Origin of the sequence: Nocardia anaemiae NBRC 100462, from assembly GCF_001612725.1 — a bacterium.
Classification (GTDB): domain Bacteria; phylum Actinomycetota; class Actinomycetes; order Mycobacteriales; family Mycobacteriaceae; genus Nocardia; species Nocardia anaemiae.
The window spans coordinates 124328-150482 of the sequence record NZ_BDAZ01000001.1 but is presented as its reverse complement, the minus strand read 5'-3'; the positions used below and the strand labels follow the sequence as shown (position 1 = coordinate 150482).

Genomic DNA, 26155 nt, shown 5'->3' with positions numbered 1-26155 from the left:
CGTTACCTCGCACAGGGTCTAGGGTGTGCGAGGTAGTCACCCGCTATGCGACGTCGTCAAACCTGTGCGGCAGAGTGATTTCCCCCGGCAGGTGGCAGCGCGGGATTCCTGTCACAGGTGCTCGAGGGTGGCGATGGTGCCGAGGAAAAGTTCGACGTTGTCGTGCACGAATTTGTCGCGGGGGTAGGGCAGTGCTTGCTGGATCCAGGCGGTGACGGTGTCGCCGAAAGCGCCGACCAGGAAGCGCGCGGTGAGGTCGATGGTGGGATCGTCCGGATCGCGGTGGGGTACGAGTGCCGACAATATCCCGCGGAACGCGCGCGACACATCCTCCGAGCGCGCAAGCCGCCGCTCGGCAACGGCCGGATGCCCATATGCCTTGGTGGACAGGATCTTTCCCTTCGCGGGTGCGGCCAGGAAGAAATCCACCATGGCCTCGACCACCGCGGTGACCTGCGCCCGACTGTCCGGCGCAGCGCTCGCGGCCGCCTCGCCGACCGCGCTCGAAAACTGGCGAAAAGCCAGCTCGAATGCGGCCCCGATCAGATCGTCGAGATCGGTGAAGCTCTCGTATACGAACCGGGTGGACAGTCCGGCGGCCTTGGCGACGGTGCGGATGGTCAATCCGCTCGCCCCCTCGGTCGCCATAACCTCGAATGCGGCTTCCAGTAGCTGGTCGCGCCGGGTCGCGCGCCGCTGATCAGCCGATACCCCGCCATACGTGCGCGTCATCCGCCTATCTTGACACATTTGTTTCCTGAATCTAGCTTGATTCAAGAGACAATTGATTCCTAATTGAGGGGTGAGTATGACCGGACTCGCCGAAGCGTCCGATCCGAATGCGTTGCACGCCGACCTACCCGGCCTGAGCAAGGATTCGCTGACCGCCCGCCTCGCCGCGGACTGGCGATTGATCATGCTCGCCCCGAGCGCGCTGTTACTGCAGGTAGCGCACCCGGTGATCGGCTCGGGCGTGGCCGACCATTCGATCTTCAAAACCGATCCGATCGGACGCTTCGACCGCTCGTACTGGCCCACCCTCGCCCTGGCCTTCTACGGCGACGATTCCGCCGCCTACGGCCGCGATATCCGCGCCATGCACAAGGGCATCGGCGGTGTCGATCACGCGGGTCGGCGCTATCACGCCTGGGAACCCGAGGCCTACTTCTTCGTCCTCGCCACCGCGCACTGGGCCACCGAAATTGTCGCGACCCGTTTCGGATCGGGACTCACCGAATCGCAGCGCGCCGACCTGTACGACGGCTGGCGGCACACCGCGCTACTGGCCGGACTGCCGGAACACGCTGTGCCCGTAGATCTTCCGGCCTTCGAGATGTGGTTCGAACGCGTCGTGCGCGAACGGCTCGAACATCACCCGACCGTCGACGATGTACTGCAGACGATGTCGCGACCGCCCGTGCAAGCGCCGATCCCGGCGTGGCTGTGGAAACTTCTGATGTGGCGCATCGTCGGACCGCTTGCGGTATGGGTGAATACCGGTGTGCTGCCGCCGGTCCTGCGCGAGCGGCTCGGCCTCGAATGGACCGCGCGTGACGAGTGCTGGCTGCGCCGCTACGCCGCCGTGATCCGTGGCGTCGATCGAGTGCTACCACCGCCGCTGCGCACCATCACCCGCATTGTCGCGCTGCGGCGAAAAGGCCAGATCATGAACAACATTCGACGTGCTGCGGAGGCGGCGTGAGCAAGAGCGCGGAAAGCATTGTGCGCCCGCCGAATCCTTTGAACAGCCCCATGCCCGACGGCCCGCTGCCGTCGCATGTGGACGGCTGCTTCGGCTGCGGACCACGTAATCCGGCGGCTGTCGGCATCGCACTGAACCTCGAAAACGACCGCGTCATCGGACATTTCACCCTCGATGAACGCCACCAGGGCGCACCGGGTGTCGCGCACGGTGGGGTTGTCGCCGCGATCCTCGATGAGGCCTCCGGCACGGTGCCGACCTCCATGTGCGTTCCAGCGGTCACCGCCAAACTGGAGGTGAACTTTGTGCGTCCCGCACCGCTGCACCGGCCGATGATCGTGACCGCGATCCTCGATCGGCGCGAAGGCGAGCGCAAGTTGCATATCCACGCTCGCCTCGAACACGACGGTGAACTCATCGCCGAGGGCAATGCCCTGTTCATCGCGGTCTCGCCGGATCACTTCTTCGCACAGGGCGCGAAGGAAGGCGATATTCCGTTCTTCGGCGTGTGATTCAGCGGATGCCCGGCGTGCGTGGATCCGGACCCAGGCAGACCAGGATTGCGCAGCCGGGTGCGGTGTCGGCGAAGGGCGGCGCCAACGGGTAATTCAGGCAGCTGAAGACATTGCAGCCCGGATACGCCGCAGGTCCGATACCGAATACGGCCAGCAGCAGATCCGTATCCACGAATCGCCTCGGATCCAGTTGCAGCGGCGGCTCGATATACGGACCCGGATCGGGCACCGGCCGGACGTCGAAGGCCGCGAACAGTCGACGGAAGAATTCGTACGGCAACTCGGCGGTGTTCTGCACAATTCCGGTAATGCCCTCGTTACTGACGTTTCCGAAGACTCCGGTCCACACCACCGTCAAATCCAGGCTCGGCATGATGAAGACGTTCTGCATGCCGAGTCCCGACATCGAGTAAATGTCGGCAGGCAGGTAGTCGGCGGTCTCGGCGCAGCCCGGCCCGATCCAGAACAGATAGCCGTAGCACTCGTTCGCCGCTGATGGTTGGCGCGCCCTGTGCAGATACGTCTGCGAAACGATTTGCTGGCCGCCCCAGCTCCCGTTATTGCTCACCAACAGCCCGAGTTTGGCGAAATCGTTCGGCGGGATCAGCAGATGGGCATATCCATAGGTGTTCCCGGCGCGATCGCGCGCCCAATAATAATCGCCGCGTTCGATGCCGAGCGGATCGAAAAGCTCACGCTGCGCGAACTGCTGCAGCGGTTCCCCGACGGCCAATTCGATGACATAGGCGAGCAGATCGACATTGCGCTGGCTGTAGCTGAATGCCGCGCCCGGCGGATTGTCCAACGGCACCCCGAGCGCCTGCACGGCACTATTCGGATCGAGCGGAAACACCCCGGTGACGCCCTCGGTGAGCACGCCCACTTTCATGCCGGAGGATTCGGTCAGCAGGTTCTCGACGGTGATCGACCGATGCTGCTCATCACCGAGTCCGGGCGGCAGATACCGGCCGATCGGCGCTTCGATATCGAGTTTTCCCTGATCCCAGGCTATTCCGGCGAGCACTGAAACTACGCTCTTCGTCGCACTCCAGATATTCCAGGCGACATTGCCGGTCTGATCGTTCGTGGGGCCCTCGCCGATCAGGCAATTGTGCCGGAAAACCTGAACATTCAATCGGTTACGCCCGCTCGCGAACTCCAGTGCCGCCGCGAGCCGACCCGAATCGAGTCCGACCTGTTCCGGCGCCGCCCGTTCCGGTTCCCGCCCGGATGACACCCCACATGACAGTTGCTCGGTGGGCGCGGCTTGCGCACCTCCGGCGAAAACGCTTCCCGCAACCAGCGATACCGCTGCGATTCCGGCCAGGAATCCGTAGATGCGCCCCATGCGCATGAGGCTATCGCGCCCAACCTCACCAGACCGGGCAACAGGCTGAATGTGTCTCAGTCAATTGCCAACTCGGTGTGCCGTCGAGGTCATAACGCGTCGGCCGCCACTTAGTTCGATCCGCACTTTGGACGACGTGAGCGGCGTGGCCGCACCGCGCACCAGTTGGCACCCACGGCGAGGACCGCGGATCCGGTCAGCACGGAATCGAGTGGAAGTGAGAGCTCGAAGTCAGCGGCGTGTACGCACCGCGCTGCGGCCAGCGTCACCGCCATGGACGGCGAGTCGAGTCGGGCACCGTCGGAGTGGGAGTGGCAAGTCAGACGTCAGCGGGTGTACGCACTGCGCTGCGGCCAGCACCCACGCCATGGGCAACGAGCCGGGTCGGCACCGCCGGAGTGGAAGTGGCAAGTCAGACGTCAGCGGTGTCAACGCACCGCGCTGCGGCCAGCGTCACCGCCATGGACGGCGAGTCGAGTCGGCATCGACCGGAGTGGGAGTGGCAAGCCAGGCGTCAGGGGCGTCTACGTACCGCGCTGCGGCCAGCGCCCACACCATGGACCGCACTCCGGTCAGCGCCGAACCGAGCGTAAGTGCCGACCCGACGTCAGCGGTGTGTACGCACCGCGAACCAGCCAGCGCCGACGCCGAGGACCGCGAGTCCGCTCAGCACCGAACCAATGGGCAGCGACAGCGCGACGGTCACGCACCCCGCCGCGCCGACGAGCGGCACCCAGCGTGCCGGACGATTCTCCGCCGCGGTCAAGGTGGCCGCCGAGACGTTGGCGATCAGGTAGTACACCAGCACCGTGAATGATGAAAACCCGATGGCCGCACGTAAATCGAAGGTCCCCGCGATGACCGCGACCACCGCACCGACGACCAACTCCGCCCGATGCGGCACACCGAAGCGCGAGTGCACCGCCGCCAGCGCACCCGGCAGATATCTGTCGCGTGCCATGGCAAGCACCGTGCGCGAGACCCCGAGTATCAGCGCGAGCAGCGACCCGGTCGCCGCCAGCACCGCACCGACCCGGACCACCGGGGCCAGCCCAGATACCCCGGCCGACGAGACGACCCTGGCCAGCGGATCGATCGCATGCGCGAGCCCCGACGATCCGAGTACCTCCAACGCGGCAACCGCCACCAGTGCATAGAGCGCCAGCGTGAGTCCGAGTGCGATCATGATGGCCCGTGGAATCGTGCGTTGCGGATCGCGCACCTCCTCGCCGAGGGTGGCGATGCGGGCATATCCCGCGAAGGCGAAGAAAAGTAATCCCGCGGCCTGCAAGACCCCGCGCGGCCCGATCCGGTCCGGCAGAACCGTTGCGGCGGAATGGTTTCCGAACACTCCAACCCCGACGACAAGCGCCAGCACGACCAGTACCGACGCCACGATGATCCGGGTGGCCAGCGCCGATTTCTGCACGCCGGTGTAGTTGATCGCGGTGATCGCGACAACCGCCGCGACCGCGACGACCCGCGAATGTTGCGGCCACGCATAGCTGCCCACCGTCAGCGCCATCGCCGCACAGGATGCGGTCTTACCCGCGACGAATCCCCACCCTGCGAGGTATCCCCAGAACGCACCCAAGCGCTCACGCCCATACACATACGTCCCGCCCGATACCGGATACCGCGCCGCAAGCCGTGCCGAGGAGGTCGCATTGCAGTATGCGAGCAGTGCGGCAACCGCCAAGGCGAGCAGCAGCCAACTACCCGCCGCGCCCGCCGCGGGAGCAAGCGCGGCGAAGATGCCCGCGCCCACCATCGCGCCGAGCCCGATCACCACCGAGTCGGTGAGTCCGAGCCCGCGTCGGAGAGCGTCGCCGTGCGTTGCCATGGCCTGCATCATCGACCACATCGCGGTCGACCACGAGTTGAGCTGAATATGAAACGCCGCCAGGTAGGTAAACCTGGCGGCGCTGAGTCGCCGGACGCCACGCCAACGTCACGACTCGGGTGCCGACGTCCCACAAGCGCCTCTCGGCGAGTGGTCGCTCGTAGCGACGAATGGGGTGAGGCCCGGGGCTGTCCGGACGTCGACAGATGTGATCAACGGTCCGCCGCCCGGATCTATTCCACGAATTCGGATGTGATGCGTACAACGAAATTCGCCTGGTCGGATCCCACCGAGACCCTCCACAAGATTGAACACACCTAGCCACCTGTGTAGTGCGGACCTGCCTGTCCAGCGGGCGCACGTGTGCAACGGAGCTGCCGGGATAGCTACCTGTGCGGCGCCGACCAGCCTCTGTAGCGGGAACCTATGCGGAGCGGACCCGCCTGTGCGGCGCCGACCTGCCTCTGGGGCGGCCCCGCGCAGGCAGATCGTCGAAGTCGTGGTTCCCGATGCGCACGAGGACGTCGACGAGCTTGCACAGCACCGGGTCCTCGAGCGCCAGCACCTCGTCGCACTAAGAGGCCTCGCTGGCGAAGTGCAGGCAAGTGAAAATGAGCATGTCGTCGCCGAGATCACGCTCAGCCCGTTGAGCTTGGTGCGGGCGTTGAGCAGCGCCGACACCGCGCTATCGCTACGGTTGCGGTCATCAGGTCGATCTAGAAGTGCACGTCGAGCCGATGACACTTCAGGAGCGAGGCGTTGGGCGGGCCTGCCTGCGAATTCGCGGCCGCAGACCTAAACCGACCGATTGGTTTAAGTGAGTCGGCTGTGTGCGGTATACCGCGCTCGGCGGGGACTGGCATACCCGTGGGTGGCGGGTCGGGTCGATACGGACTCGCGCATCGCAATCTAGAATCGACGAGCTCATGAGGTGACGAGGGGGATCGGCGTGTCCGAGGATCTGGTGCTGACCGAAATGCTGGCCGCTCTGGAACGCAGTCCGGAGGTGCTCGCGCTGCGGGTGCGGGTGATCGAGCTGCTGATCGACCGTGGTCGCCATGCCGAGGCGCTGGCCCAGTGTGCGACCGCGCTCGCTCAGGAACCTGGGCATGCCCGGGTCTTGGAGTTGTTGCAGCAGTGCACGATCGCGCTCTCCGGTGGTGCGCCGGACATCCAGGTACCGACTCGATCGCCCCAGACGGACAGTGCGCCTTCGACCCCGTCTGCACCGGATGAGGCGAAAGAGCCAGGACCGCAATATGATTGGGCGGCCGCGGAAGAGCAGCTCGGCGATATCGTCGCCCCTGCATTCATCAATGAGGGCTCGCGCGAATTCGTCACCGACTCCGACGTCGGTGTGTTCGAAAAGCCCACGGTCAAACTGGCCGATGTCGGCGGCATGCAGGATGTGAAGCGTCAGCTCGAACTCACCCTGCTCGGCCCGCTCCGAAATCCCGGATTCGCCAAGACATTCGGCACTTCCGCGCGCGGCGGACTGCTGCTCTACGGCCCACCCGGCTGCGGTAAGACTTTCATCGCTTCGGCGGTCGCCGGTGAGCTCGGCGCGAACTTCTATCCGATCGAAATCGCCGACGTCCTCGATATCTATCACGGTTCCGGTGAGCGCAACCTGCACGAGGTCTTCGAAATGGCCCGCCGCAACGCGCCCTGTGTGCTGTTCCTCGACGAGGTCGACGCCCTCGGGCACAAGCGCAGCCAGATGTCGGGTTCGGCCTGGATGCGCAATGTGGTGAATCAGCTGCTGAACGAAATGGATTCGGCCACTCGCAGCAACGACGGCGTCTACATCCTCGGCGCCACCAACCACCCTTGGGACCTCGATGTCGCGCTGCGCCGACCGGGCCGATTCGACCGCATGATCCTGGTCGGCCTACCGGACCCGGAAGCGCGCCGGGCGATCCTGCGTTACCACCTGAGGGATCGTCCCGTCGCGGGCATCGATCTCCCGGCCATCGTGCGGCGCACCGACGACTTCTCCGGTGCCGATCTGGCCCATATCTGCACCTCCGCAACACAATTGGCGATGGCCGACTCGATCAACACCGGCACCGTGCGCCCCGTCGGCATGGCCGATATCGAGGCCGCGCTGAGCCAAATCAAGCCGAGCGCGGGACCGTGGTTCGAATCCGCCCGCAACGTAATCGAATTCGCTAATGGCGACGGCACCTACGACGAACTCGCGAAGTACATGCGAGCCAAGAAGTTCCGCTCCTGAAACAGACATAACCGAACCCCGCAGCCGATACCAACCCACACACCGTCCGGCGGAGGACGCATCATCGGCGCACTGGAGGTGCACGTCGTCTGCGCCGTAGGGGTGCGGCACTGGTGTTTCCGGAAGTGCGCGTCATCTGCGTCCCAGAAGAGCGCGGCAGGGGTGTGCGGCATCTCGGTGCTCAGGTGTGCGGCACGGGTGTGCCCCTGGCACCACGCGTCATCTGCGTCCCAGTGGCGCACAGGATCTGCGTCCTCGAGACGCGCGGCAATTTCGTCCTCGAGGGGTGTCAGCTGTGTCCCCGGAGTTCGCGCCATCGGCGTGCGGCTTGCGATCGAAGCAGCCAACCGGCCGACGATTCTGTGGCCGCCGTCACATCCGCTGCGGACACCTTATCTTGATCCAACCAAATTATTGACTAATTCAAGAAAAGGGATAACCATCGTATGCATGCACACCAACACCACCGAGCCGCGCGAACGGCTGCGCGCGGCTGGTCTGCGGGTTACCGCCCCGCGGATCGCAGTGCTGAATGCGGTCGAGGCCCTGCCGCATTCGGATGCCGATCGGGTGGCCGCCACCGTCCGCGAAACTTTGGGCTCGGTATCCACGCAGGCCGTCTATGACGTGCTCCGGGCCTGCGTGAACGCGGGACTCCTGCGGCGCATCGAACCGGCCGGTTCGCCCGCGCTGTATGAGACCAGGGTCGCGGACAACCATCACCACCTGGTGTGCCGAAGCTGCGAGACGGTCGTCGATATCGACTGTGTCGTGGGCGCAGCACCCTGCCTGGAACCCGAGGACGCGCACGGGTTCGCGATCGACGAGGCCGAGGTCGTCTTCTGGGGTCTGTGCCCGACCTGCCGTACCCAGCCACTCAGCGAAGGAAGCCGCCGATGACCAAGCCGACCACCACCAACACCGGAACGCCGGTATCGAGTGACAACGAATCACTCACCGCGGGCACCCAGGGCCCGATCCTGCTGCACGACCACTACCTCATCGAAAAGCTCGCCCAGTTCAACCGGGAGCGGGTACCGGAGCGGATCGTGCACGCCAAGGGCGCGGGCGCATACGGCGAGCTGATGGTGACCAATGACGTGAGCCGCTTCACCAAGGCCAAGCTCTTCCAGCCCGGTGCGCGGACTGAATCGCTGGCGCGGTTCTCCACCGTCGCGGGCGAGCAGGGCAGTCCCGACACCTGGCGCGACCCAAGGGGTTTCGCGGTGAAGTTCTACACCGAGGACGGCAACTACGATCTAGTCGGCAACAACACCCCGGTCTTCTTCATCAAGGACCCCATCAAGTTCCCGGATTTCATCCGTTCGCAGAAGCGCCTGCCCGGCAGCGGCCTGCGCGATCACAATATGCAGTGGGACTTCTGGACCCTGCGTCCGGAGACGGCGCACCAGGTCACCTGGTTGATGGGCGACCGCGGCATCCCGAAGACCTACCGTCACATGAACGGCTACGGCTCGCACACCTACCAGTGGATCAATGCCGCGGGCGAGCGCTTCTGGGTGAAATACCACTTCAAGACCGATCAGGGCATCGACTACCTGACCCAAGCCGAGGCTGATCGCCTCGCCGGTGCGGACGCCGACTACCACCGCCGCGATCTGCACGAGGCGATCGAGCGCGGCGAGTTCCCGAGTTGGACCCTGTATGTGCAGGTCATGCCGGTCGCCGAGGCGCAGGGCTACCGCTTCAATCCGTTCGACCTGACCAAGGTGTGGTCGCATCGGGACTACCCGCTGATCGAGGTCGGCAAGTGGACCCTGAACCGCAATCCGGGCAACTACTTCGTCGATATCGAGCAGGCCGCCTTCGAACCCTCGAATGTCGTTCCCGGCATCGGCTTTTCGCCCGACAAGATGCTGCTCGGCCGGGTATTCGCCTACGCGGACGCGCACCGCTATCGCATCGGCACCAACTACGCGCAGCTGCCGCCGAACCGCGCACGGGCCGCGCAGGTGAACTCCTATTCCAAGGAGGGCGCGATGTGCTACGACTACAACGACGCGAATGTGCCTGTCTACGCGCCGAATTCGTTCGGCGGCCCGCACGCGGATCCGGAGCGGGCGCCCGATGGCGGCGTCTGGGAGTTCGAGCCGACGGTGGTACGCGCTGGCTATATCGAGCACGCCGAGGACGGCGACTTCACCCAGGCGGGCACCCTGGTCCGTGAGGTCTTCGATGACGAGCAGCGAGATCGCCTGGTGGACAATATCGTCGGCCATGTGCTCGGCGGTGTGCGCGAGCCGGTGCTGTCCCGAGTCTTCGAATACTGGAAGAACGTGGACGCCGAGCTCGGCAAGCGCGTCGAGGAGGGTGTCCGCGCCGGACTGGACGGCTGATAACTCAGGTCTGAAAACTGCTCCGCCCCTGACCATTTCGGTCGGAGGCGGAGCTTTCGTTGTGCGGGGGGCAGGATTCCGCGGGCCCCAGGCCTCGGAACTACAACAGGCCCCACCAATAGAGCAGGGTGGCCAGCACCCAGACAACCACGGTTTCCATCGCCGCTCCCATTCTCCTTGGCGCCTCAATCTCCATCATCCGCCGATTCGCGCCGACGCGCCGCAAACTTGTCGGGAACTTCCGCAAATAAAGCGGCTACCTGCGCTTTTTCTCCTGCAAGGTCTTCTTAAGTGCCCAACAAGCCCGCGACGGCATTGTTTGTGTCAACACCGCAACACAAGCCACCACCGGGGGTGGGGAACCGGACTCGACCTGTTCACGAGGGGTAACAGGTCGCGTCACGGGGGTAGTGCCAGCCGGGCCGGTCCGCGAGGGGTGACCGTCCCGGCTGGCGCTTTTTATCGGGGGCAACCACTTCGGATGGCTCTTCCCGGAGCTGACCGGCGAATCAGTCGCCGCTGCCGAAGGTAACCATTCGGTGCGCGCCGACGATCCCATCCAAGGGTGTATGTGGCCGGGCCGGTTCACGAGGGGTGACCGGCCCGGCCGGGCCACGAGCAGTTAGCCGAGCAGCAAGTTCTGGTTCTGCAGGTACGCCTTCCAGCCGCCGAACGAGGTGATATCGGTGGCGGTACCCGCGGCGTCGTAGGTGCACGCGAAGCCGATAACCGCACGTCCATCGGATAATTCGATGCTGGTCAGTGCCATCGGGGCGGGCAGCGCGGCTAGGAAGCGACCGAGACCCGCTGCTGATACCCGGAACAGTTCGCCGACGATCGGCGCGCCGAGGCCCGCGCCGTGGCGAACCAATCCCGGTTTGGGGGGCGTGGTGTCCAGTGCGGTCAGTCGGTAGGCGTCGGTGGTACGGATTTCGCCGGTGAATCGCGCGCCGATCTCCGCTAGTTGCCAGTGCAGCGGCTGGCCACGCAGGTGTGCCCCGAAGACGGCCAGGTCGACACCGTCTTCGACCAGTGTCGGGGTGTTGTCCGCGCCGATGATGCGGGCGGCGATATCGATGGCGACCTGATCGCTGAAGGCGGGCGTGACGACCATCACTCCGAACGGCGTGCCGGTCGCGGTGGGTTGGCCGGGGACGGCGACGGCCGCCATATCCAGCAGATTGCAGAAGTTGGTGAAGGTGCCCATGCGGCGGTTGATGCCGAACGGATCTGCTTGTACCGCAGCGATACTCGGATGCTCCGTGGTCGTCGGCAACAGCAGTCCGGCGAAGCCCCGCAATGTCTGCGCCGCCGCGGCCTTGGCCCGCGCCAAGGTGTCCAGATCGGCCGCGAATCCGGGGCCGGTCTTCGCGCGCGCGGCATTGATAATCGCTGTCACGGTCGGATCGGCGCTCGCCGGTGCGGTATCGAGGAATGCGCCGACGGCCGCATAGCGTTCCGCGACGATCGCGCCGTCGTAGAGCAGGAGTGCGGCATCGAGCATCACCGAGATATCGACCTCATCGGTCATGATTCCGGCCCTCGTCACCGCGGAAACGGTGCGGGCGAACGCATCTCGGTACGAATCACTGAGCGCGACGAGATCCTCGGCGCGCGGGACAGCCAGCCGGATGGTCTCCGGCGCGGCGAGCGGTATATCGGCGGGCCAGGACCGGCTGCGCGGATCCCTGGATTCCGGTCCGGCCATGACCGCGGCCGCCGCGACCGCGCGGTCGAGGTCGGTGGCGAAGACTGTTACCGCGTCGTAGTCCGCACACGCCGGAACCACCCCGTGCGCCGGAATGATCCCCAAAGTGGTCTTGATACCGACGATTCCGTGCAGTGCGGCGGGCACGCGTCCGGAACCCGCTGTGTCCGTACCGATTCCGACATCCGCGATACCCAGCGCCACGGCAACCGCCGATCCGGAACTGGAACCGCCGGAAATCAACTTCGGATCATGCGCATGGCGTACCGCACCGTATGGACTGCGGGTACCGACGAGCCCGGTCGCGAACTGATCCAGATTGGTCTTGCCAAGGACCAGTGCGCCCGCCGCGACCAGCCGCTCGACCGCCGCCGCGGTGACCTGCGCGGTGTAGGCGAATTCGGGACAGGCCGCGGTGGTCGGCAGTCCCGCGACATCGATATTGTCCTTGACCGCGACCAATACCCCTGCCAGCGGCAAGGATTCACCTGCGCCGAGCCGCTGCTCGACGGCAGCGGCCTCGGCGGCGACATCGGCCTCGGCGCGCAAGGTGATCCACACCTCCGGCCGATCGACCTCGGCGATCCGCCGATAGGCGGCGACGACCCGTGCGGTGGGCGTGCCATGGACTTCGGTATTGCCTAGGACGCCTGCGGTCATTCGGCGGCTCCGATCACTGCTAGTGGGGTTCCCGGTTCCACTTTCGCGCCTGGTGTGGCCAGCACCTTCAGAACCGTGCCGGTGCCCGGGCTGTATACCGGCAGTTCGAGTTTCATCGCCTCCAGGATGGCCACCGGATCGCCCGCGCCGAGGCGCTGGCCCACCTCGACCGCCACCCGCCAGACATTGCCGATCATCGGTGCGGTGACCACCGTCGCGTCCGGCGGTAATCCGGCCAGTGGGTCGGTCACGGATTCGGGCGCGTTGACGGTCGCGCTTTGCTCGAATTCCCCTGCGGCACGCCAGGCCTGCTTCTCCGCCTCGAAGGCGATGGCCTGCTTTGTCTCGAATTCCGCTATGGCTTCCGCATTTTCGGCGAGCAGCCGCAGATGGTCGGCGAGCGCGAAGGTGCCATCGCTGACCTCGGCATCGAAACGCCCTGCTGCGGCGGCCGCGCGCTGTTCGAGCAGCTGCTCGGGAGTCACCGGCTCCCAGACGATGCGGTCGAAAAAGCGGAACAGCCACGGGATGCCTGTTTCGAATGGCGCGGATTGCCGGTAGCTGGACCAGATCGGCACCGTCCGTCCGATCAGCTGATAGCCGCCCGGTGATGCCATGCCGTATACACACAGGTACTTGCCGCCGATGCCGACCGCATCCGATGGCGTCCAGGTGCGCGCCGGGTTGTACTTGGTGGTGACCAGCCGATGCCGCGGATCGAGCGGAACCGCAAGCGGCGCACCGAGATAGACATCACCGAGGCCGAGCACCAGGTATTCGGCATCGAAGACCGCCGCACGGACATCCTCGACGCTGTCGAGTCCGTTGATGCGGCGGATGAATTCGGTATTCGAGGGCAGCCACGGCGCGGTGTCGCGGACCCCGCTGCGGTAGCGATCGATGGCCTCGGCAATCGAGGGATCGTCGAACGACAGCGGCAATCGAATGGTGCGACTTGGCACCACGAGATCGTGGGTCGCGGGCAGTTCGGATTCGAGATCGGTCAGTGTGCCCAGCAGCCGATACTGCGGCAGTACGTCGGGATCGAAATGGATGTGCAGTGAACGGACACCCGGCGTCACATCGATAATGCCCGGCAGGCCGGTGCCCGCCAGTGCCTGCGCGAGTGCGTGCACCCGCATACGCAGGCCGAGATCCAGCACCATCCGGCCGTATTCGACCAGAATATTGTCATCGCCGCCGCGCAGATAGGCGACGTGCGGACGATCCGCACCTGCCGCGACGGTGCCGAGGACGCCGCGATCATCCTGCCCCACCGGCCCGCGGGAGCCGGTGAGCAGGCCGAGCGCCGCAGGTGGAGTGTCGGCTTTGGCGCGTGCGGCGTTCGAACGCCGCAGCGCGGTGGCCCGGTCATCGTCGACGGGCACGAAGCGTACGGTATCCCCGGGACGCAACTGTCCGAGTTTCCAGCGGTGCGCCGAGATCACGGTGAGCGGACAGGCGAATCCGCCGAGGCTCGGGCCGTCCGGGCCGAGCAGGATCGGGGTATCACCGGAGACATTCAATGTTCCGACGCTGTACGGGTTGTCGTGCAGATTCGACGGATGCAGGCCTGCGTCGCCGCCGTCGGTGCGCGACCAGGTCGGCTTCGGACCCTCCAGCCGAATGCCGGTGCGATTCGCGTGACTGCCGACTTTCCAAGGGTGCGAATAGAATTGGTCCATATCCGCGTCGGTGAAATAGGCGGGTGCGGTCTGCGGTCCGATACCGACGGCCAGCTGCCAGACGTGCGTGAACTCGGGCCGCTCATCGAACGGAACCGATTGCGGCTCGGCGAGTTCGGGCCGATCTCTGACGATTCCAAGCACGTCTCCTGCGACAACGGCTTTACCGGTGCTGCCGCCGAAACCGCCGAGAGTGAAGGTGGCGGCGCTGCCGTGATAGAGCGGCGCATCGATGCCGCCGCGCACCGCGAGGTAGGTGCGCAGTCCGGCGTCCGACGGAGCGCCGATATCGAGGACCGATCCGGCCGGGACGGTCACCGGCTGCCACATCGGGACCGGTTGCCCATCCACCGTGACCGGGGTCGAAGCGCCCGTCACGCACACCACGGTGCTATCGGCGAAACGCAGCTGTGGTCCATGAAGCGTGCATTCCAACGCGGGCACACCGGCCGGGTTGCCGACGGCGATATTGGCCAGGGTGAACGACAGGTCATCCATTGGACCGGACGGCGGAATTCCGACCTGCCACAAGCCGATTCGGCCCGGATGATCCTGGATCGTGGTCATGGTGCCGCCGCGCAACACATCGATGCGATGGCTGGCGGGCCGGATATCGACCAGTGTCGTCGTCACGTGCTCCGCGGCGAGCACCACGGGATCGGCGCTCGCCGCCCGCAGTTGGGGCAGATTCGTTTGGACCCCGTAGATCCTGGTCGCGGCCAGCGCATCGGATAACCCCGCGAGGGCGGCCTCGCGAGTGGTTCCCGACGCGATCACCTTGGCGAGCAGCGGGTCGTAGTACGGACTCACCTCGGTGCCCGTCGCGACCCAGGTATCGACCCGAACCGCGCTATCCCCCGGAAACGTCGCCGCCGTGATCAGTCCGGCGCTCGGCCGGTAATCGTGTCCCGGATCCTCCGCGTAGACCCGTGCCTCCACGGCCCATCCGCTGATCGCCGGTCCGGACTCGGGCAGGTCGTCGACCATCGCGCTGTCCCCACCTGCGAGCCGCAGCATCCACTCGACCAGATCGACCCCGGTGATCGCCTCGGTCACCGGATGCTCGACCTGCAGCCGGGTATTCATCTCCAGGAATGAGGCCGCACCGCGCTCGACGTCATAGACGAATTCCACCGTGCCCGCCGATCGGTACCGCACCGACCTGGCCAACTCCCGCGACGCCGCGAGCAACTGTTCCGACAGCTCCGACGCCAATCCGGGTGCGGGCGCCTCCTCCAGTACCTTCTGATTGCGCCGCTGCAGCGAACAATCCCTGGTGCCGAGGCTCACCACCCGTCCGCGACCGTCACCGAACAGCTGCACCTCGATATGCCTGGCCCGCGCCACGAACCGCTCCAGGAACACGCCGGTCGAGGAGAAATTCGTCGCGGCCAAACGCTGCACACGCGCGTACGCCGACCGAAGCTCATCGGCATTACCGCAGGCCTGCATGCCGATACCGCCGCCGCCACCGACCGCCTTGAGCATGACCGGATAGCCGATGCGCTCGGCCTCGGCCATCGCGTGCTCGGCCGATTCGAGCAGCCCGGTACCCGGAATCAACGGCACCCCAACGGATTCAGCGGTCTCGCGAGCAATGTTCTTATCGCCGAAGATGCGCAATTGCTCCGGCGTCGGCCCGACGAATGCGATCCCGGCATCGGTCACCGCGGTCGCGAAATCCGCGTTCTCCGAAAGGAATCCGTATCCGGGGTGAATGGCACCGGCACCCGTCGACAGTGCCGCATTGATCACCCGGTCCGCGCGCAGGTACGACTCGGCCGCCGGACTCGGCCCCAGATGCACTGCGACATCGGCGATTTCGACATGCGCCGCACCGACATCGACGTCGGAGTACACGGCGACGGTCTTCAGCCCGATCGCACGCGCCGTCCGCATGATCCGGCAGGCGATTTCGCCGCGATTGGCGACCAGAACCGTATCGAATTCCAGTGTCACCGAAACTCCCTATTCAGTTGCCAAGGACATCGCGGCTATGGCACGCGTGACCCGATCGAGTACGACATCGAGCGATTCGCCGATGTGCGTGTGCAGCAGTCGATATGCCAACGGAAGATCTTGTGCCAGAACGGCATCCAGAATTCCCAGATGCTCGGCGATGGTGGTCTCGATCCGGTTGTTGACCATGAAGTCGTACATCCGCACATGCCGGATCCGCGAATTCACCGCCTTCAGTGAGCGCACCAGCTCGGCATTGCCCGCCGCCGTCAGCAGGGTGACGTGGAACTCCTCGTCCCGCACCACGAAACCGGGCTCCTGCTCGGGCGGATCCGCCCGCAGGGCCAGCCAGGCCGCGCGCTCGGCGGTCAGCAGCGCATGATCGTGCACGATTGCCGGATTATCGATAGCGCGCTGAATTCCGCCGAGCTCCAAGGTGATTCGCAGCTCGTACAGGTCGCGGATCAACGGAATGCTCGGCCGCACCGGAGTGAAGCCGTATTCCTCCCGCTGCAAAAGCCCGTCCGAGCACAACATGGTCAACGCCTCCCGGACCGGCGTCCGCGAGATACCGAACCGGGTCGACAGTTTGGGCTCGGTCAGCCGCTCGCCGAACCGGATATCACCGTTCATCAACTCGCCGCGCAAAGTCGTATAGACAACGTCCCGCAGCGGCCGTCCCGCCGCATCCGCCAGTGTGGCCACCCGTGTCGACATGCGTGTATACGCTATGGACCTCGCGTTTCATCGAGATGACCGCACGTTAGCAAGCGGTAAGACTCTGCTCACCGCCCATATGGGACGACCGGGGACATATCGGAACCGTCGCGCATTCCACCGGCGCGCCGCCTTCCGGAATTTCGCACCGGCGGTGCACAGTGAGGGGGAGCAGACAGCAACACTTGGCAACATCGCCGCACCACCGCAGGACACATTGTCCCAGCAGGCTGATGACAGCCGGGCACTCGCGTGCCGCCGGTCGGTGCCGATCCGTCGCGACGCCGGGTGCACCTACGAGAAGTCTCGGGAGGTATGGATGGATGCGTTCGTGATCGTTGGCTTGCTCGCCCTGGTCTGCGGGCTACTAGCGGTCATTGCCTGCGCGGTGTGGTGGCCCACCCCGGACCGCCGAGCCGACCAGCGTAAACAGCTCCGCCCCCGACCTGTGCGGGCCGGGGGCGGAACCATTCGTCTCAACCACGAGTCGGGGTGACAGGATTTGAACCTGCGACCTCTTCGTCCCGAACGAAGCGCGCTACCAAGCTGCGCCACACCCCGTGAAGCGAACCTGGAGTAGCTTACAACAGCTCAGGTCCAGACGTTAAACCCGCAGGTCAATCAGCCTCCATGGGGTCGAATGCTGGTGAAGATGCGCATCGCGGTCGCCGCGTCGACGGCATTGGGGACGCCGGTGTCGGCCGCGATCACCATGACGAAATTGCCGTGATCGGTTGGGGTCGCGAAGGTGTAGATCGAATACTCCGTCGCACAGCCCGGATTGACCTTGGTCGCGGTGCCCTTGGTCTCGACGAACATGCCCTGCTGGGAGCCGTCGAGCGAGCGCAGCGGCTGGGCGGCGCCGGGTGTGCCACCGGGTGAGTCGGTGTAGGCGATCTTGGCCGTTCTAGTGCCGAGTTCGGTTGCGGCGGTTGCCGAATCGGTGTCGGTGGAGCCGGTCAGGAAGGCCACGGTGCGGGTCGAGCCGGGGCAGTAGCTCTTACCCTCGGTGGCCAGCCCCTTACCGGTGACGGCATTGGGCGGTTCGCCGAAACCGCCGACCTTGCCGTCGGGAGCCACCGTCCAGTCGGCGGGCACGTCATAGGCGGCTCCGAGGTCCGAGGCCACCACAACCTGGTAACCGGGTACGACCGGGGGCTCCTTATTGACGGGGGCAGGATTGGTGGTGCTCGGATGGGTCGACGTATGCGAACCCGTTGAGGTGAGTGCACTCACCATCGACGGAACCGGATTCTGTGCCGCGGTGTCATCCGATCCATGGTTGGCCGTGACGATCGCCGCCGTCGCACCGCCCGCGACCACGAGCGTCGCGACCGCGGCGGCGATCCATGCGCCACGTCGCCCGTGGCTCGGACGGTTCGCGCTCGACGCGACGGCCAAGTCCGATGCGAATCGGTCACCGAAGAGGGCATTCGAGCCCGGGCCCTGGGGCGGTTGCATCCCGCCATACGGCCCGGATGGTGTTGCAGCGGGCTGGAATTGCGCCGCTTGCCATGCCGGAGCGGGCTGCGGCGTCCACTGTAGGGTCGGATCGAATTGACCAGGCGCACTTGCGGTTTGCTGCTCGGGCTGCCACGGCATCGGCGGCGCCGGTGGGACGCCGCCGTGCCACCGTGTGGCCGTGGGATCGGGACCGAACGGCGACAGTACGGCCGGATCGAGCTGGACCGGCGCGCCGAATGTGCCGTGCGACGCGTCGGCCACCGACTGCGTGGCATCGGACTGCCCGGATCCGGGCTGTCCCGGCACAGGGCTGAATTGCTCTGCGCCATAAGGCTGCTGATACGGCGTACCGGATTCGCGCCGGTCGTCGAGATCGCTCACGTTATCCCCTGCCTGACGTCAGTCTCGGCAAAGGACCTTAGCGGAACTCAGTGTGCGATGGCTTCCGAGGGTGAAACGCCCTGTCCGCTATCGGCATTGGGACGCTTGGGCGGTGCGGCGACCAGCGTCAGCAATGTCGCCTCGGGGCGGCAGCAGAACCGGTACGGCGCCCACGGCGAGGTGCCCAGTCCCGCGGAGACGTGCAGCTGGGTGTGCGCGCCCCACTTGGACGAGCCCTTCACCCGCGAGCGATCGATGCCGCAGTTGGTGACCAGCGCACCGTATCCGGGCAGGCACAGCTGGCCGCCGTGGGTATGTCCGGCCATGACCAGGTCGTAGCCGTCCGCGGCGAAACGGTCCAGCACCCGGGGCTCCGGGGAGTGGGTCAGGCCGATGCTCAGCACGGCGAGCGGGTTGGGCGCACCGGCGACGGTGTCGTACCGATCGCGCTGCAGGTGCGGATCGTCGACGCCCGCGCTGGCGATGCGAATGCCCGCGACCTCGACATCACGGCGGACATGGGTCAGATCGAGCCAGCCGCGCTCGGTGAATGCCGCGCGCAGGTCCTTCCACGGCAGCGGCGCGCCGTACACCCGGCGGTGGTCCTTCTTGAAGTATTTCGCCGGATTCTTCGGCACCGGCGCGAAATAGTCATTGCTGCCGAAAACGAAAAGGCCTGGGCGGGAAAGCAATCCGCCGAGGGCCTGCACCACCGCGGGCACCGACTTCTGGTGCGAAAGATTGTCGCCGGTATTGACCACCAGGTCCGGCTCCAGCCGATCCAGCTCACGCAGCCACTGCTGCTTGAGCTTCTGACCAGGCATCATGTGCAGATCGCTGATGTGAAGCACCCGTAGTGACGACGAGCCCGGCTGTAGCACGGGCATCGTGGCCTCGCGCAGTACGAAGGCATTTCGTTCGATCAGCGAGGCGTAGCCGATACCGGCCACCGCGGCCCCGGCGGCTCCCAACGCGGTTCGTCGGATGGCGGAGGTCGAGATTACGGGCATTTGCCCAGCATAGGTGACCCCGGTGCGGAACGCTGAGTGTGTTTCCGCACAAGCGGTCGACTGGTCGTTTCGAGCGACCCGGCAAACAGTCGCTACGGCTGGCACGGTGGATTCGGGTCGAGCGCCGAATGTAGTGGGCCGGGAACAGGGAAACGGCTACCGTGTGGCACATGTCGGAACTCAAATCGCAGCTGCGCGCGGATATGACCGCCGCCATGAAAGCCAAGGACACGCTGCGCCTCGCCACCCTCAGGATGCTGCTCGCCGCCATCCAGACCGCGGAGGTCGCGGGCTCGCAGGCGCGTGAGCTCTCCGACGCCGAGGTCATCGCGGTACTGCAGAAAGAGGCGAAGAAGCGCAACGAGTCGGCCGAGGTCTACACCCAGGCCGGGCGTGGTGACCTGGCCGCCAACGAACACGCCGAGGCGCGCGTCATCGATGAATATCTGCCGACGCAGCTGACCGACGCCGAGGTCGCCGATGTCGCGGATACCGCGATCGCGCAGGTCGCCCAGGAACTAGGCGAGCGGCCGGGCATGCGGCAGATGGGCCAGGTCATGAAGGCCGCCACCGCGATCGCCGCCGGTAAGGCCGACGGCTCCCGGATCTCGGCCGCCGTGAAGGCGCGCCTGTAGCCATACATATACGAAAGCCGCCGATCCGGGATCCGGGTCGGCGGCTTTCGTATTGTCACCAGACGCTATCGCGGCACTGGGAATCCGGGAATACTCGGCAGTCCCGGTATGCCGGGAATGCCCGGAATCGGAAGCCCGGGCGCCGGTGCCGGTCCGGGTGCCGGTGCGGGCGCACGTTCGGTCCCATCGCTGATATAGATGGTGATCACCGAGCCGGGAATCGCCGACCCGTTCGGCGCTGTCCCCATCACCGTGCCCTTCGGCGGCGCACCGACGCCGTTCACCGGCGAGACCTGGAAGCCCGCGGCCACCAGCGCCGCCGTCGCCTGACCTTGTGTCATGCCCGCGACATCGGGGACCTGAGCCTGATTGGACCCGCGCACATACTTGTCGTCCAGCGGTGGCAGCGCGGGTGGCGGGAAGTTCCCGAGCACCGGCTTGACCGCGTTGAACCAGGTGCGAGCGGGTTCATTACCACCGAAGAGATTGCCGTCGCCGCAGCCGCGCAGCGGGAACGAGCAGATCTCACCGGGTGTCGGGCTGTCGCCGTAGACGTAGGCCGCGGCCGCCAGTGAGTTGGTGAAGCCGAGGAACGCCGATGAGCGGTGGCTCTCGGTGGTTCCGGTCTTGGCCGACAGCGGGGCGTTCCAGCCGGTCGCTCGCGCCGCGCCGGCCGCAGTGCCGCTGATGTCGTCCTGACCCATGGCATTGGCCAGGGTGTTCGCCAGCCCGGGATCGACGACCTGCTCGCACGCCTGCTGGGTGAGCGGCACCGTCTTACCGGAGCGGTCGATCACCTCCTTGATCGGCGAGGGCGGGCACCAACGGCCGCCGGAAGCCAAGGTGGCGGCCACATTCGACAGCTCGAGCGGGTTGATCGCGACCGGGCCGAGGGTGAACGAGCCGAGGTTCTGCTCCTTGATCATGTCCGCCAGGCTCTGGTTGCCGTGGCCCGAGCTGCCCGCCTCGGTGTAGGAGCGCATGCCGAGGCGCACCGCCATATCGACGGTCGGGGTGACCCCGACGGCCTGGATCAGCTTGACGAACGCGGTATTCGGCGAGGTCGCCAGCGCCTCGGTCACCGACATCGGCGACTTGTAGTTACCCGCGTTCTGCACGCAGTAGGTCGCGGGCGGGCAGCCGCGCGCACCACCGTTACCCATGCCCTTCGCCTCGAATCGACCGGGCACATCGAGTTGGGCGTTGATGCCGAGGCCCTTTTCCATGGCCGCGGCCGTGGTGAAGATCTTGAAAATCGAGCCCGCACCGTCGCCGACCATCGAATACGGCTGCGGCTGCACAGTTTCATTGGCCGCGCGGTTCAGGCCGTAGGTGCGGCTGCTGGCCATGGCCAGCAGTGGATGCGAATCCTGTCCCGGTCCGACCACCGACATCACCTGCGCGATGTCGTCGAGATTCGGGTTCGCGGCCTCGGTGACCGAGCGCTTCACCGAATCCTGCAGAGCAGGATCGAGCGTGGTCTTGATCGTGTAGCCGCCGGTATTGATCTGCTCGCGGCTGATACCGGCGTTGGCCAGGTACTGCAGCGCGTAGTCGCAGAAGAAGCCGCGATCGTTGGCGGCGATGCAGCCGCGCGGCAGGCCTTTGGGCTCGGGGAGCACGCCGAGCGGTTCGGACTTGGCCTTGCGGAACTCCTCGGCGCGGCTGGGGATGTTCTGGATCAGCGTGTCCAGCACGGTATTGCGCCGTTGCAGCACACCCTCGGGATTGGTGTAGGGATTCAGCTTCGAGCTGGACTGCACCATGCCTGCGAGCATCGCCGACTGCGGCACATTCAGATTCGCGGCATCGATGCCGAAGTAGGTCTGCGCCGCATCCTGGATGCCATAGGAGGAATTACCGAACGGGACGAGATTCAGGTATCGGGTGAGGATCTCGTCCTTGGTCAGCTCCCGGTCCAGGGTGAGCGCCATCCGGATCTCGCGCAGTTTGCGCGCGGGCGTGGTCTCGATGGCGGCCCGGCGCTCGGCGTCGGTCTTGGCGACGACGAGGAGCTGGAAGTTCTTCACATACTGCTGATCGAGGGTGGAGGCACCCTGTTGAACCTCGCCGCTGCTGGTGTTGGTGACGAACGCGCGCATGGTGCCCGTCCAGTCCACACCCGCGTGCTCGGCGAAGCGCCGATCCTCGATGGAGACGATCGCCAACTTCATATCGTTGGAGATCTTGTCGCTGGGGACCTCGAAGCGTCGCTGCTCGTACAACCAGGCGATTGGCGTTCCGTTCGCGTCGACCATGGTCGAGACGGCGGGGACGGTGCCCTCCACCAACTCCGCGGACACATTGTCGACGGCGTCGGCGGCGCGGTTGGAGACGAACCCGAAACCACCTGCGAGAGGGAACAACAACCCGGCGACGAGCACGGCGGCCAGCGCGCAGCTGCCGGCCAGCCTCGCGAGCGTATGTGTGATCGGCACGAACCAAGAGTACGGGGTGCCGATTCGACGCTCTCGGGTGTGTTTGCGAGTAGCGCGGAACGTGGAGTTCTCGCGCGAGCGCAACGAGGGGGCAATTGACACAGCGCCGCACGGGGCGGGCGGAGCCGAGCGTCAGCGAGACGCAGCCTGCCCGATTGGGCGTGTCGCGGGACGGATTCCGGCGTGTCGCGGAGGGGCGGGCCGTAGGGCGAGTCGACCGCCCGGTTCTGAATCACGGTTGCAGGGACGGACGTACCAAAAAGTCTCGGGACGGTCTTGCGCAGAGGCCATACCTTTACCTAGATTGAGAACCCAGTGTGATAGAGCTAACACTCAAAGTGGAATGTGGTGCAGTTCGCAGCGGGGTTTGGGTTGCTGCGAGACTGACACGCGATTCTGGAGCGCCGTTGACCCGGTGTTCGGACTGCAAAGGGGCACACCAAATGCACATGACAACCCCCATCGCTCGATTGGACGTAGAGCAGGCCGAAGCAAGGATCGCCTGGGTAGCCCAGGCCCGATGCAAGGAAGTAGACCCTGATCAACTGTTCGTCCGCGGCGCGGCGCAGCGCAAGGCGGCGACGATCTGCAGGCACTGCCCGGTGCTGATGCAGTGTGGGGCCGATGCGCTCGACAATCGAGTCGAATTCGGCGTGTGGGGTGGAATGACCGAACGGCAGCGTCGTGCGTTGCTCAAGCAGCATCCGGAGGTGACGTCCTGGGCGGACTTTTTCCAGGCCCAGCGTCAACATCAAATCGCAATCTAACCGTGGAAATGAAGCCGAGCCCGCGATTGCGGGCTCGGCTTCGTTAATGGGTCTATATCAAACCGACATCAGAATGACACAGTCGCTCAGCGATTTCGGCTCAGGCGGTCACCTCGACCAGGTGCGCATCGGTGAGTTGGGCACCGACGGCACGCAGCGCCTCCAGATCGGAGACCTCGAAGGGCAGCGCGGTCACCGAGGTGATCGGCACCCGCGGATGCGCACCGGTGAACCGGTGCAGCAGATGCTGTTCGCGCTTGGCGGTGGCGACCCGCTGGGCATGGATGCGCAGTACCTCGGTGGTCAGCGGGTCGGATTCGGCCAGCTGATCGGCGGCGGTCAGCGCGTGATCGGCCGATAGTGAACTCAGCACCGGGTGCGTCCGGTTCAAGACCAGTCCGGCCAGCGGCATGCGTTCGGTGGAGAGCCGGTCGACGAAGAACGACGCCTCGCGCAGCGCATCCGGTTCGGCGGCCGCGACCACCAGGAAGTGCGTGCCCGGCTTGGACAACATCGCGTAGGTGCGGTCCGCGCGATCCTGGAAACCACCAAACAGCGATTCCAGCGACTGTAGGAAATTCGACGCGTCCTTGAGCATCTGCCCGCCGACGATGGTCGACACACCGCGTACGGCCAGGCTCATCGCGCCGGTCACCAATCGGGTGACGCCGCGACCGGGAGCCATGATGACCCGGATCATCCTGCCGTTCAAGAAGTTTCCGAGCCGCTTGGGCGCATCGAGGAAGTCGAGGGCATTGCGGGACGGCGGAGTGTCGACCACGATCAGGTCCCACTCCTTGCGCCCGGCCAATTGACCGAGCTTCTCCATCGCCATGTACTCCTGCGTACCGCCGAAGGAGGAGGCGACCGTCTGATAGAAGGGGTTGGCGAAAATCTGCTCCGCCTTTTCCGGACTGGTGTGCTCGAGCACCATATCGTCGAAGGTGCGCCGCATATTGAGCATCATCGCGTGCAGTTCGCCCTTGGCCTGCGGGCCGAGCGCGACCCGCTGCGGGGAGTTGTCCAAATCGGCGACCCCGAGTGACTGGGCCAGCCGCCGTGCCGGGTCGATGGTGAGGACCACGACCTTGCGTCCCTGCTCGGCCGCGCGCAATGCGATGGCCGCCGCGGTGGTCGTCTTGCCGACGCCGCCGGAGCCGCAGCAGACCACCACCCGCGCGGTGCGGTCGGCGATAATGCTCGAAACGTCTAGTGGCGCGGCCACATTCGGATTACTCATCGGACCCCCTGCTTGCTCAGATGTTCGGCAAGTTCATAGATGCCACCGAGATCCATGCCGTCGGCCAGCGCGGGCAGATACATCCGCGATACATCCACTTTCGCGAGTTCGGCGGCGCTTTCGTCCTGCGCCCGCAAAGTGGCGGAATGTTCGACGGTTTCGGTGATCAGGCCTTGGAAGTCCTGGTCCGACAGGGAAATTCCGGCCGCGGTGAGTCCGGCGAGAATGGCGTCGCGGTCGATATCGCCCTGCGCCGCCCGATTTCGCACGTCGGCGGGCAACTGACCCTTGGTCGCCCGATTCACGATGACGGTGCCGATACGCAGATCATTCGCGGTGAGTTCGGCGACCGCGTCGGCGGTTTCCTGCACCGGCAGTGCCTCGAGCAGGGTGACCAGGTGGATCATCGTCTGATCGGAGTGCAGCAGCCGCGAAACGCCCTCGGCCTGCGAGGCGATCGGCCCGCCCTTGGCCACCTCGACCATGGCCTGGGTGACATCGAGGAAGCTGGCGATACGTCCGGTCGGCGGTGCGTCGACGACGATTTCGTCGAATACGGGCTTGCCCAGCTTATCCACCCGGACCGCGCATTCCTTGATCTTGCCGGTCAGGATGACATCGCGCAGACCGGGTGCGATCGTGGTGACGAATTCGATGGCGCCGACCCGACGCATCGCCCGCCCGGCGAAACCCAAGTTGTAGAACATATCCAGGTATTCGAGAAACGCGTGCTCGATATCCAGTGCGAGCGCGACCACTTCGCCGCCGCCGTCCGCGGTGGCGATTCTGGTTTCGGTGGGCGGCAGCGGCGGCAGATCGAACAGCTGGGCAATGGATTGTCTGCTCTCCACCTCGACCAACAGCACCCGCCGCCCGCCCGCGGCCAGCGCGAGTGCCAGCGCGGCGGCCACTGTCGACTTGCCGGTTCCCCCCTTGCCGGAGACATAGTGCAGGCGGGCCCTATCCGCGCGCTCCGGCCAACCCGTTTCCAGCCCCGGCTCCGCCGAAATAGGCACTGCTGTTGGTACTCCCACGATCGCGAGCCTATAACTCGTTCTGACACCGCGTCCCAGCGATATGGTCAGCGCCTCATTTTCCAGACGAATCGTCCCAGACAGTGAGATCTCAAGGCTGCAGGATGAGATGCCCCTCTATCGACCCCAACGGAGCGAGTCTTACGAGCGACGTTCGCGGCCCGTCTCGCGTCCGAGTCGTCGAAGCGCATGCGACGTAGTCGCGAGTCTCGACGGCTCGGACGCGAGACACCAGGGGGCCGCGAACACGCAGTGCCGAAGGCGCTGCCAAAGTAACAGCATGAGTGATTCGAAGGTGTGGGAGTACGCCACCGTTCCGTTGCTGACCCATGCGACCAAGCAGATCCTCGACCAATGGGGCGCCGACGGCTGGGAACTGGTGACCGTGCTGCCCGGTCCGACCGGTGAACAGCATGTCGCCTACCTCAAGCGCCCCAAGTAATCGAAGGGACTGGA

At 65.5% G+C, this 26155-nt stretch carries 19 protein-coding genes and 1 tRNA gene; 8 read left to right on the top strand and 12 right to left on the bottom strand.

Annotation, left to right across the window (positions count from 1 at the left end; all coding sequences use genetic code 11):
- Positions 1 to 111: 111 nt before the first annotated feature.
- Positions 112 to 732 carry a TetR/AcrR family transcriptional regulator gene (locus NA5_RS00660; protein ID WP_062980721.1) on the bottom strand — a complete coding sequence of 207 codons (621 nt, stop codon included), beginning with the start codon at positions 730 to 732 and terminating at the stop codon, positions 112 to 114.
- 76 nt (positions 733 to 808) lie between these two features.
- On the opposite strand from NA5_RS00660, the gene NA5_RS00655 reads away from it, so the two are divergent.
- On the top strand, positions 809 to 1702 hold the full coding sequence (locus NA5_RS00655) for an oxygenase MpaB family protein (protein ID WP_062980719.1): 894 nt from the start codon (positions 809 to 811) through the stop codon (positions 1700 to 1702).
- Positions 1699 to 2214: a PaaI family thioesterase gene (locus tag NA5_RS00650; RefSeq protein WP_062980716.1), complete on the top strand. Its 516-nt coding sequence runs from the start codon at positions 1699 to 1701 to the stop codon at positions 2212 to 2214. The genes NA5_RS00655 and NA5_RS00650 overlap by 4 nt, the downstream gene beginning before the upstream one ends.
- Position 2215: 1 nt before the next feature.
- On the opposite strand, the gene NA5_RS00645 is transcribed toward NA5_RS00650, so the two are convergent.
- Together NA5_RS00645 and NA5_RS00640 are read right to left on the bottom strand one after the other, a co-directional pair.
- Positions 2216 to 3565, bottom strand: coding sequence for a serine hydrolase domain-containing protein (locus tag NA5_RS00645; protein WP_062981235.1), 1350 nt, complete (start codon positions 3563 to 3565; stop codon positions 2216 to 2218).
- Between the two features lie 607 nt (positions 3566 to 4172).
- Positions 4173 to 5420, bottom strand: coding sequence for an APC family permease (locus NA5_RS00640; protein WP_084483817.1), 1248 nt, complete (start codon positions 5418 to 5420; stop codon positions 4173 to 4175).
- Positions 5421 to 6357: 937 nt separating this feature from the next.
- On the opposite strand from NA5_RS00640, the gene NA5_RS00635 reads away from it, so the two are divergent.
- The 3 genes from NA5_RS00635 to NA5_RS00625 all read left to right on the top strand — a co-directional run bounded on the left by NA5_RS00635 (position 6358) and on the right by NA5_RS00625 (position 10001).
- Positions 6358 to 7644, top strand: coding sequence for an ATP-binding protein (locus NA5_RS00635; RefSeq protein ID WP_062980714.1), 1287 nt, complete (start codon positions 6358 to 6360; stop codon positions 7642 to 7644).
- Positions 7645 to 8094: 450 nt separating this feature from the next.
- The gene (locus NA5_RS00630; RefSeq protein ID WP_062980712.1) at positions 8095 to 8544 is read left to right on the top strand and encodes a Fur family transcriptional regulator; all 450 of its coding nucleotides are present in this window, start codon (positions 8095 to 8097) and stop codon (positions 8542 to 8544) included.
- Positions 8541 to 10001 (top strand): catalase, encoded by a 1461-nt coding sequence (locus tag NA5_RS00625; protein WP_062980710.1) that lies wholly within the window; start codon positions 8541 to 8543, stop codon positions 9999 to 10001. The genes NA5_RS00630 and NA5_RS00625 overlap by 4 nt, the downstream gene beginning before the upstream one ends.
- 622 nt (positions 10002 to 10623) lie before the next feature.
- On the opposite strand, the gene atzF is transcribed toward NA5_RS00625, so the two are convergent.
- The 6 genes from atzF to NA5_RS00590 all read right to left on the bottom strand — a co-directional run bounded on the left by atzF (position 10624) and on the right by NA5_RS00590 (position 19585).
- Complete coding sequence (gene atzF, locus NA5_RS00620; protein WP_062980708.1) at positions 10624 to 12369, bottom strand: allophanate hydrolase; 1746 nt, start codon at positions 12367 to 12369, stop codon at positions 10624 to 10626.
- On the bottom strand, positions 12366 to 16013 hold the full coding sequence (gene uca, locus NA5_RS00615) for an urea carboxylase (RefSeq protein WP_062980706.1): 3648 nt from the start codon (positions 16011 to 16013) through the stop codon (positions 12366 to 12368). The genes atzF and uca overlap by 4 nt, the downstream gene beginning before the upstream one ends.
- Before the next feature lie 9 nt (positions 16014 to 16022).
- Positions 16023 to 16730 carry a GntR family transcriptional regulator gene (locus tag NA5_RS00610; protein ID WP_062980703.1) on the bottom strand — a complete coding sequence of 236 codons (708 nt, stop codon included), beginning with the start codon at positions 16728 to 16730 and terminating at the stop codon, positions 16023 to 16025.
- A gap of 487 nt (positions 16731 to 17217) precedes the next feature.
- Positions 17218 to 17291, bottom strand: a tRNA-Pro gene (locus NA5_RS00600).
- 60 nt (positions 17292 to 17351) lie between these two features.
- Positions 17352 to 18575 (bottom strand): DUF8017 domain-containing protein, encoded by a 1224-nt coding sequence (locus tag NA5_RS00595; protein WP_062980695.1) that lies wholly within the window; start codon positions 18573 to 18575, stop codon positions 17352 to 17354.
- A gap of 47 nt (positions 18576 to 18622) precedes the next feature.
- Complete coding sequence (locus NA5_RS00590) at positions 18623 to 19585, bottom strand: metallophosphoesterase (RefSeq protein ID WP_062980693.1); 963 nt, start codon at positions 19583 to 19585, stop codon at positions 18623 to 18625.
- 170 nt (positions 19586 to 19755) lie between these two features.
- Between NA5_RS00590 and NA5_RS00585 the strand changes: the two genes are divergently transcribed.
- Positions 19756 to 20220 carry a GatB/YqeY domain-containing protein gene (locus tag NA5_RS00585; protein WP_062980691.1) on the top strand — a complete coding sequence of 155 codons (465 nt, stop codon included), beginning with the start codon at positions 19756 to 19758 and terminating at the stop codon, positions 20218 to 20220.
- Positions 20221 to 20285: 65 nt separating this feature from the next.
- On the opposite strand, the gene NA5_RS00580 is transcribed toward NA5_RS00585, so the two are convergent.
- Positions 20286 to 22658, bottom strand: coding sequence for a penicillin-binding protein (locus tag NA5_RS00580; protein WP_062980689.1), 2373 nt, complete (start codon positions 22656 to 22658; stop codon positions 20286 to 20288).
- Positions 22659 to 23101: 443 nt separating this feature from the next.
- On the opposite strand from NA5_RS00580, the gene NA5_RS00575 reads away from it, so the two are divergent.
- Positions 23102 to 23425 (top strand): WhiB family transcriptional regulator, encoded by a 324-nt coding sequence (locus NA5_RS00575; RefSeq protein ID WP_040686051.1) that lies wholly within the window; start codon positions 23102 to 23104, stop codon positions 23423 to 23425.
- A 100-nt stretch (positions 23426 to 23525) separates the two neighbouring features.
- Here NA5_RS00575 and bagB read toward each other — a convergent pair whose 3' ends face one another.
- Together bagB and bagA are read right to left on the bottom strand one after the other, a co-directional pair.
- On the bottom strand, positions 23526 to 24665 hold the full coding sequence (gene bagB, locus NA5_RS00570; RefSeq protein WP_062980687.1) for an ATPase BagB: 1140 nt from the start codon (positions 24663 to 24665) through the stop codon (positions 23526 to 23528).
- Positions 24662 to 25681 (bottom strand): ATPase BagA, encoded by a 1020-nt coding sequence (gene bagA, locus NA5_RS00565; protein WP_062980685.1) that lies wholly within the window; start codon positions 25679 to 25681, stop codon positions 24662 to 24664. The genes bagB and bagA overlap by 4 nt, the downstream gene beginning before the upstream one ends.
- A 298-nt stretch (positions 25682 to 25979) precedes the next feature.
- Between bagA and sp36 the strand changes: the two genes are divergently transcribed.
- Positions 25980 to 26141, top strand: a complete 162-nt coding sequence (gene sp36, locus NA5_RS40055) for a Sp36 family protein (RefSeq protein WP_085998464.1) — start codon at positions 25980 to 25982, stop codon at positions 26139 to 26141.
- Positions 26142 to 26155: the final 14 nt, after the last annotated feature.

Excerpts from the sequence above, each read along its gene's own strand:
- NA5_RS00660 (WP_062980721.1), bottom strand. The coding sequence starts at position 732 with ATGACGCGCACGTATGGCGGGGTATCGGCTGATCAGCGGCGCGCGACC.
- NA5_RS00655 (WP_062980719.1), top strand. The coding sequence starts at position 809 with ATGACCGGACTCGCCGAAGCGTCCGATCCGAATGCGTTGCACGCCGAC.
- NA5_RS00645 (WP_062981235.1), bottom strand. The coding sequence starts at position 3,565 with ATGGGGCGCATCTACGGATTCCTGGCCGGAATCGCAGCGGTATCGCTG.
- NA5_RS00640 (WP_084483817.1), bottom strand. The coding sequence starts at position 5,420 with ATGATGCAGGCCATGGCAACGCACGGCGACGCTCTCCGACGCGGGCTC.
- NA5_RS00630 (WP_062980712.1), top strand. The coding sequence starts at position 8,095 with ATGCACACCAACACCACCGAGCCGCGCGAACGGCTGCGCGCGGCTGGT.
- NA5_RS00625 (WP_062980710.1), top strand. The coding sequence starts at position 8,541 with ATGACCAAGCCGACCACCACCAACACCGGAACGCCGGTATCGAGTGAC.
- atzF (WP_062980708.1), bottom strand. The coding sequence starts at position 12,369 with ATGACCGCAGGCGTCCTAGGCAATACCGAAGTCCATGGCACGCCCACC.
- NA5_RS00610 (WP_062980703.1), bottom strand. The coding sequence starts at position 16,730 with ATGTCGACACGGGTGGCCACACTGGCGGATGCGGCGGGACGGCCGCTG.
- NA5_RS00590 (WP_062980693.1), bottom strand. The coding sequence starts at position 19,585 with ATGCCCGTAATCTCGACCTCCGCCATCCGACGAACCGCGTTGGGAGCC.
- NA5_RS00585 (WP_062980691.1), top strand. The coding sequence starts at position 19,756 with ATGTCGGAACTCAAATCGCAGCTGCGCGCGGATATGACCGCCGCCATG.
- NA5_RS00575 (WP_040686051.1), top strand. The coding sequence starts at position 23,102 with ATGCACATGACAACCCCCATCGCTCGATTGGACGTAGAGCAGGCCGAA.
- bagB (WP_062980687.1), bottom strand. The coding sequence starts at position 24,665 with ATGAGTAATCCGAATGTGGCCGCGCCACTAGACGTTTCGAGCATTATC.
- sp36 (WP_085998464.1), top strand. The coding sequence starts at position 25,980 with ATGAGTGATTCGAAGGTGTGGGAGTACGCCACCGTTCCGTTGCTGACC.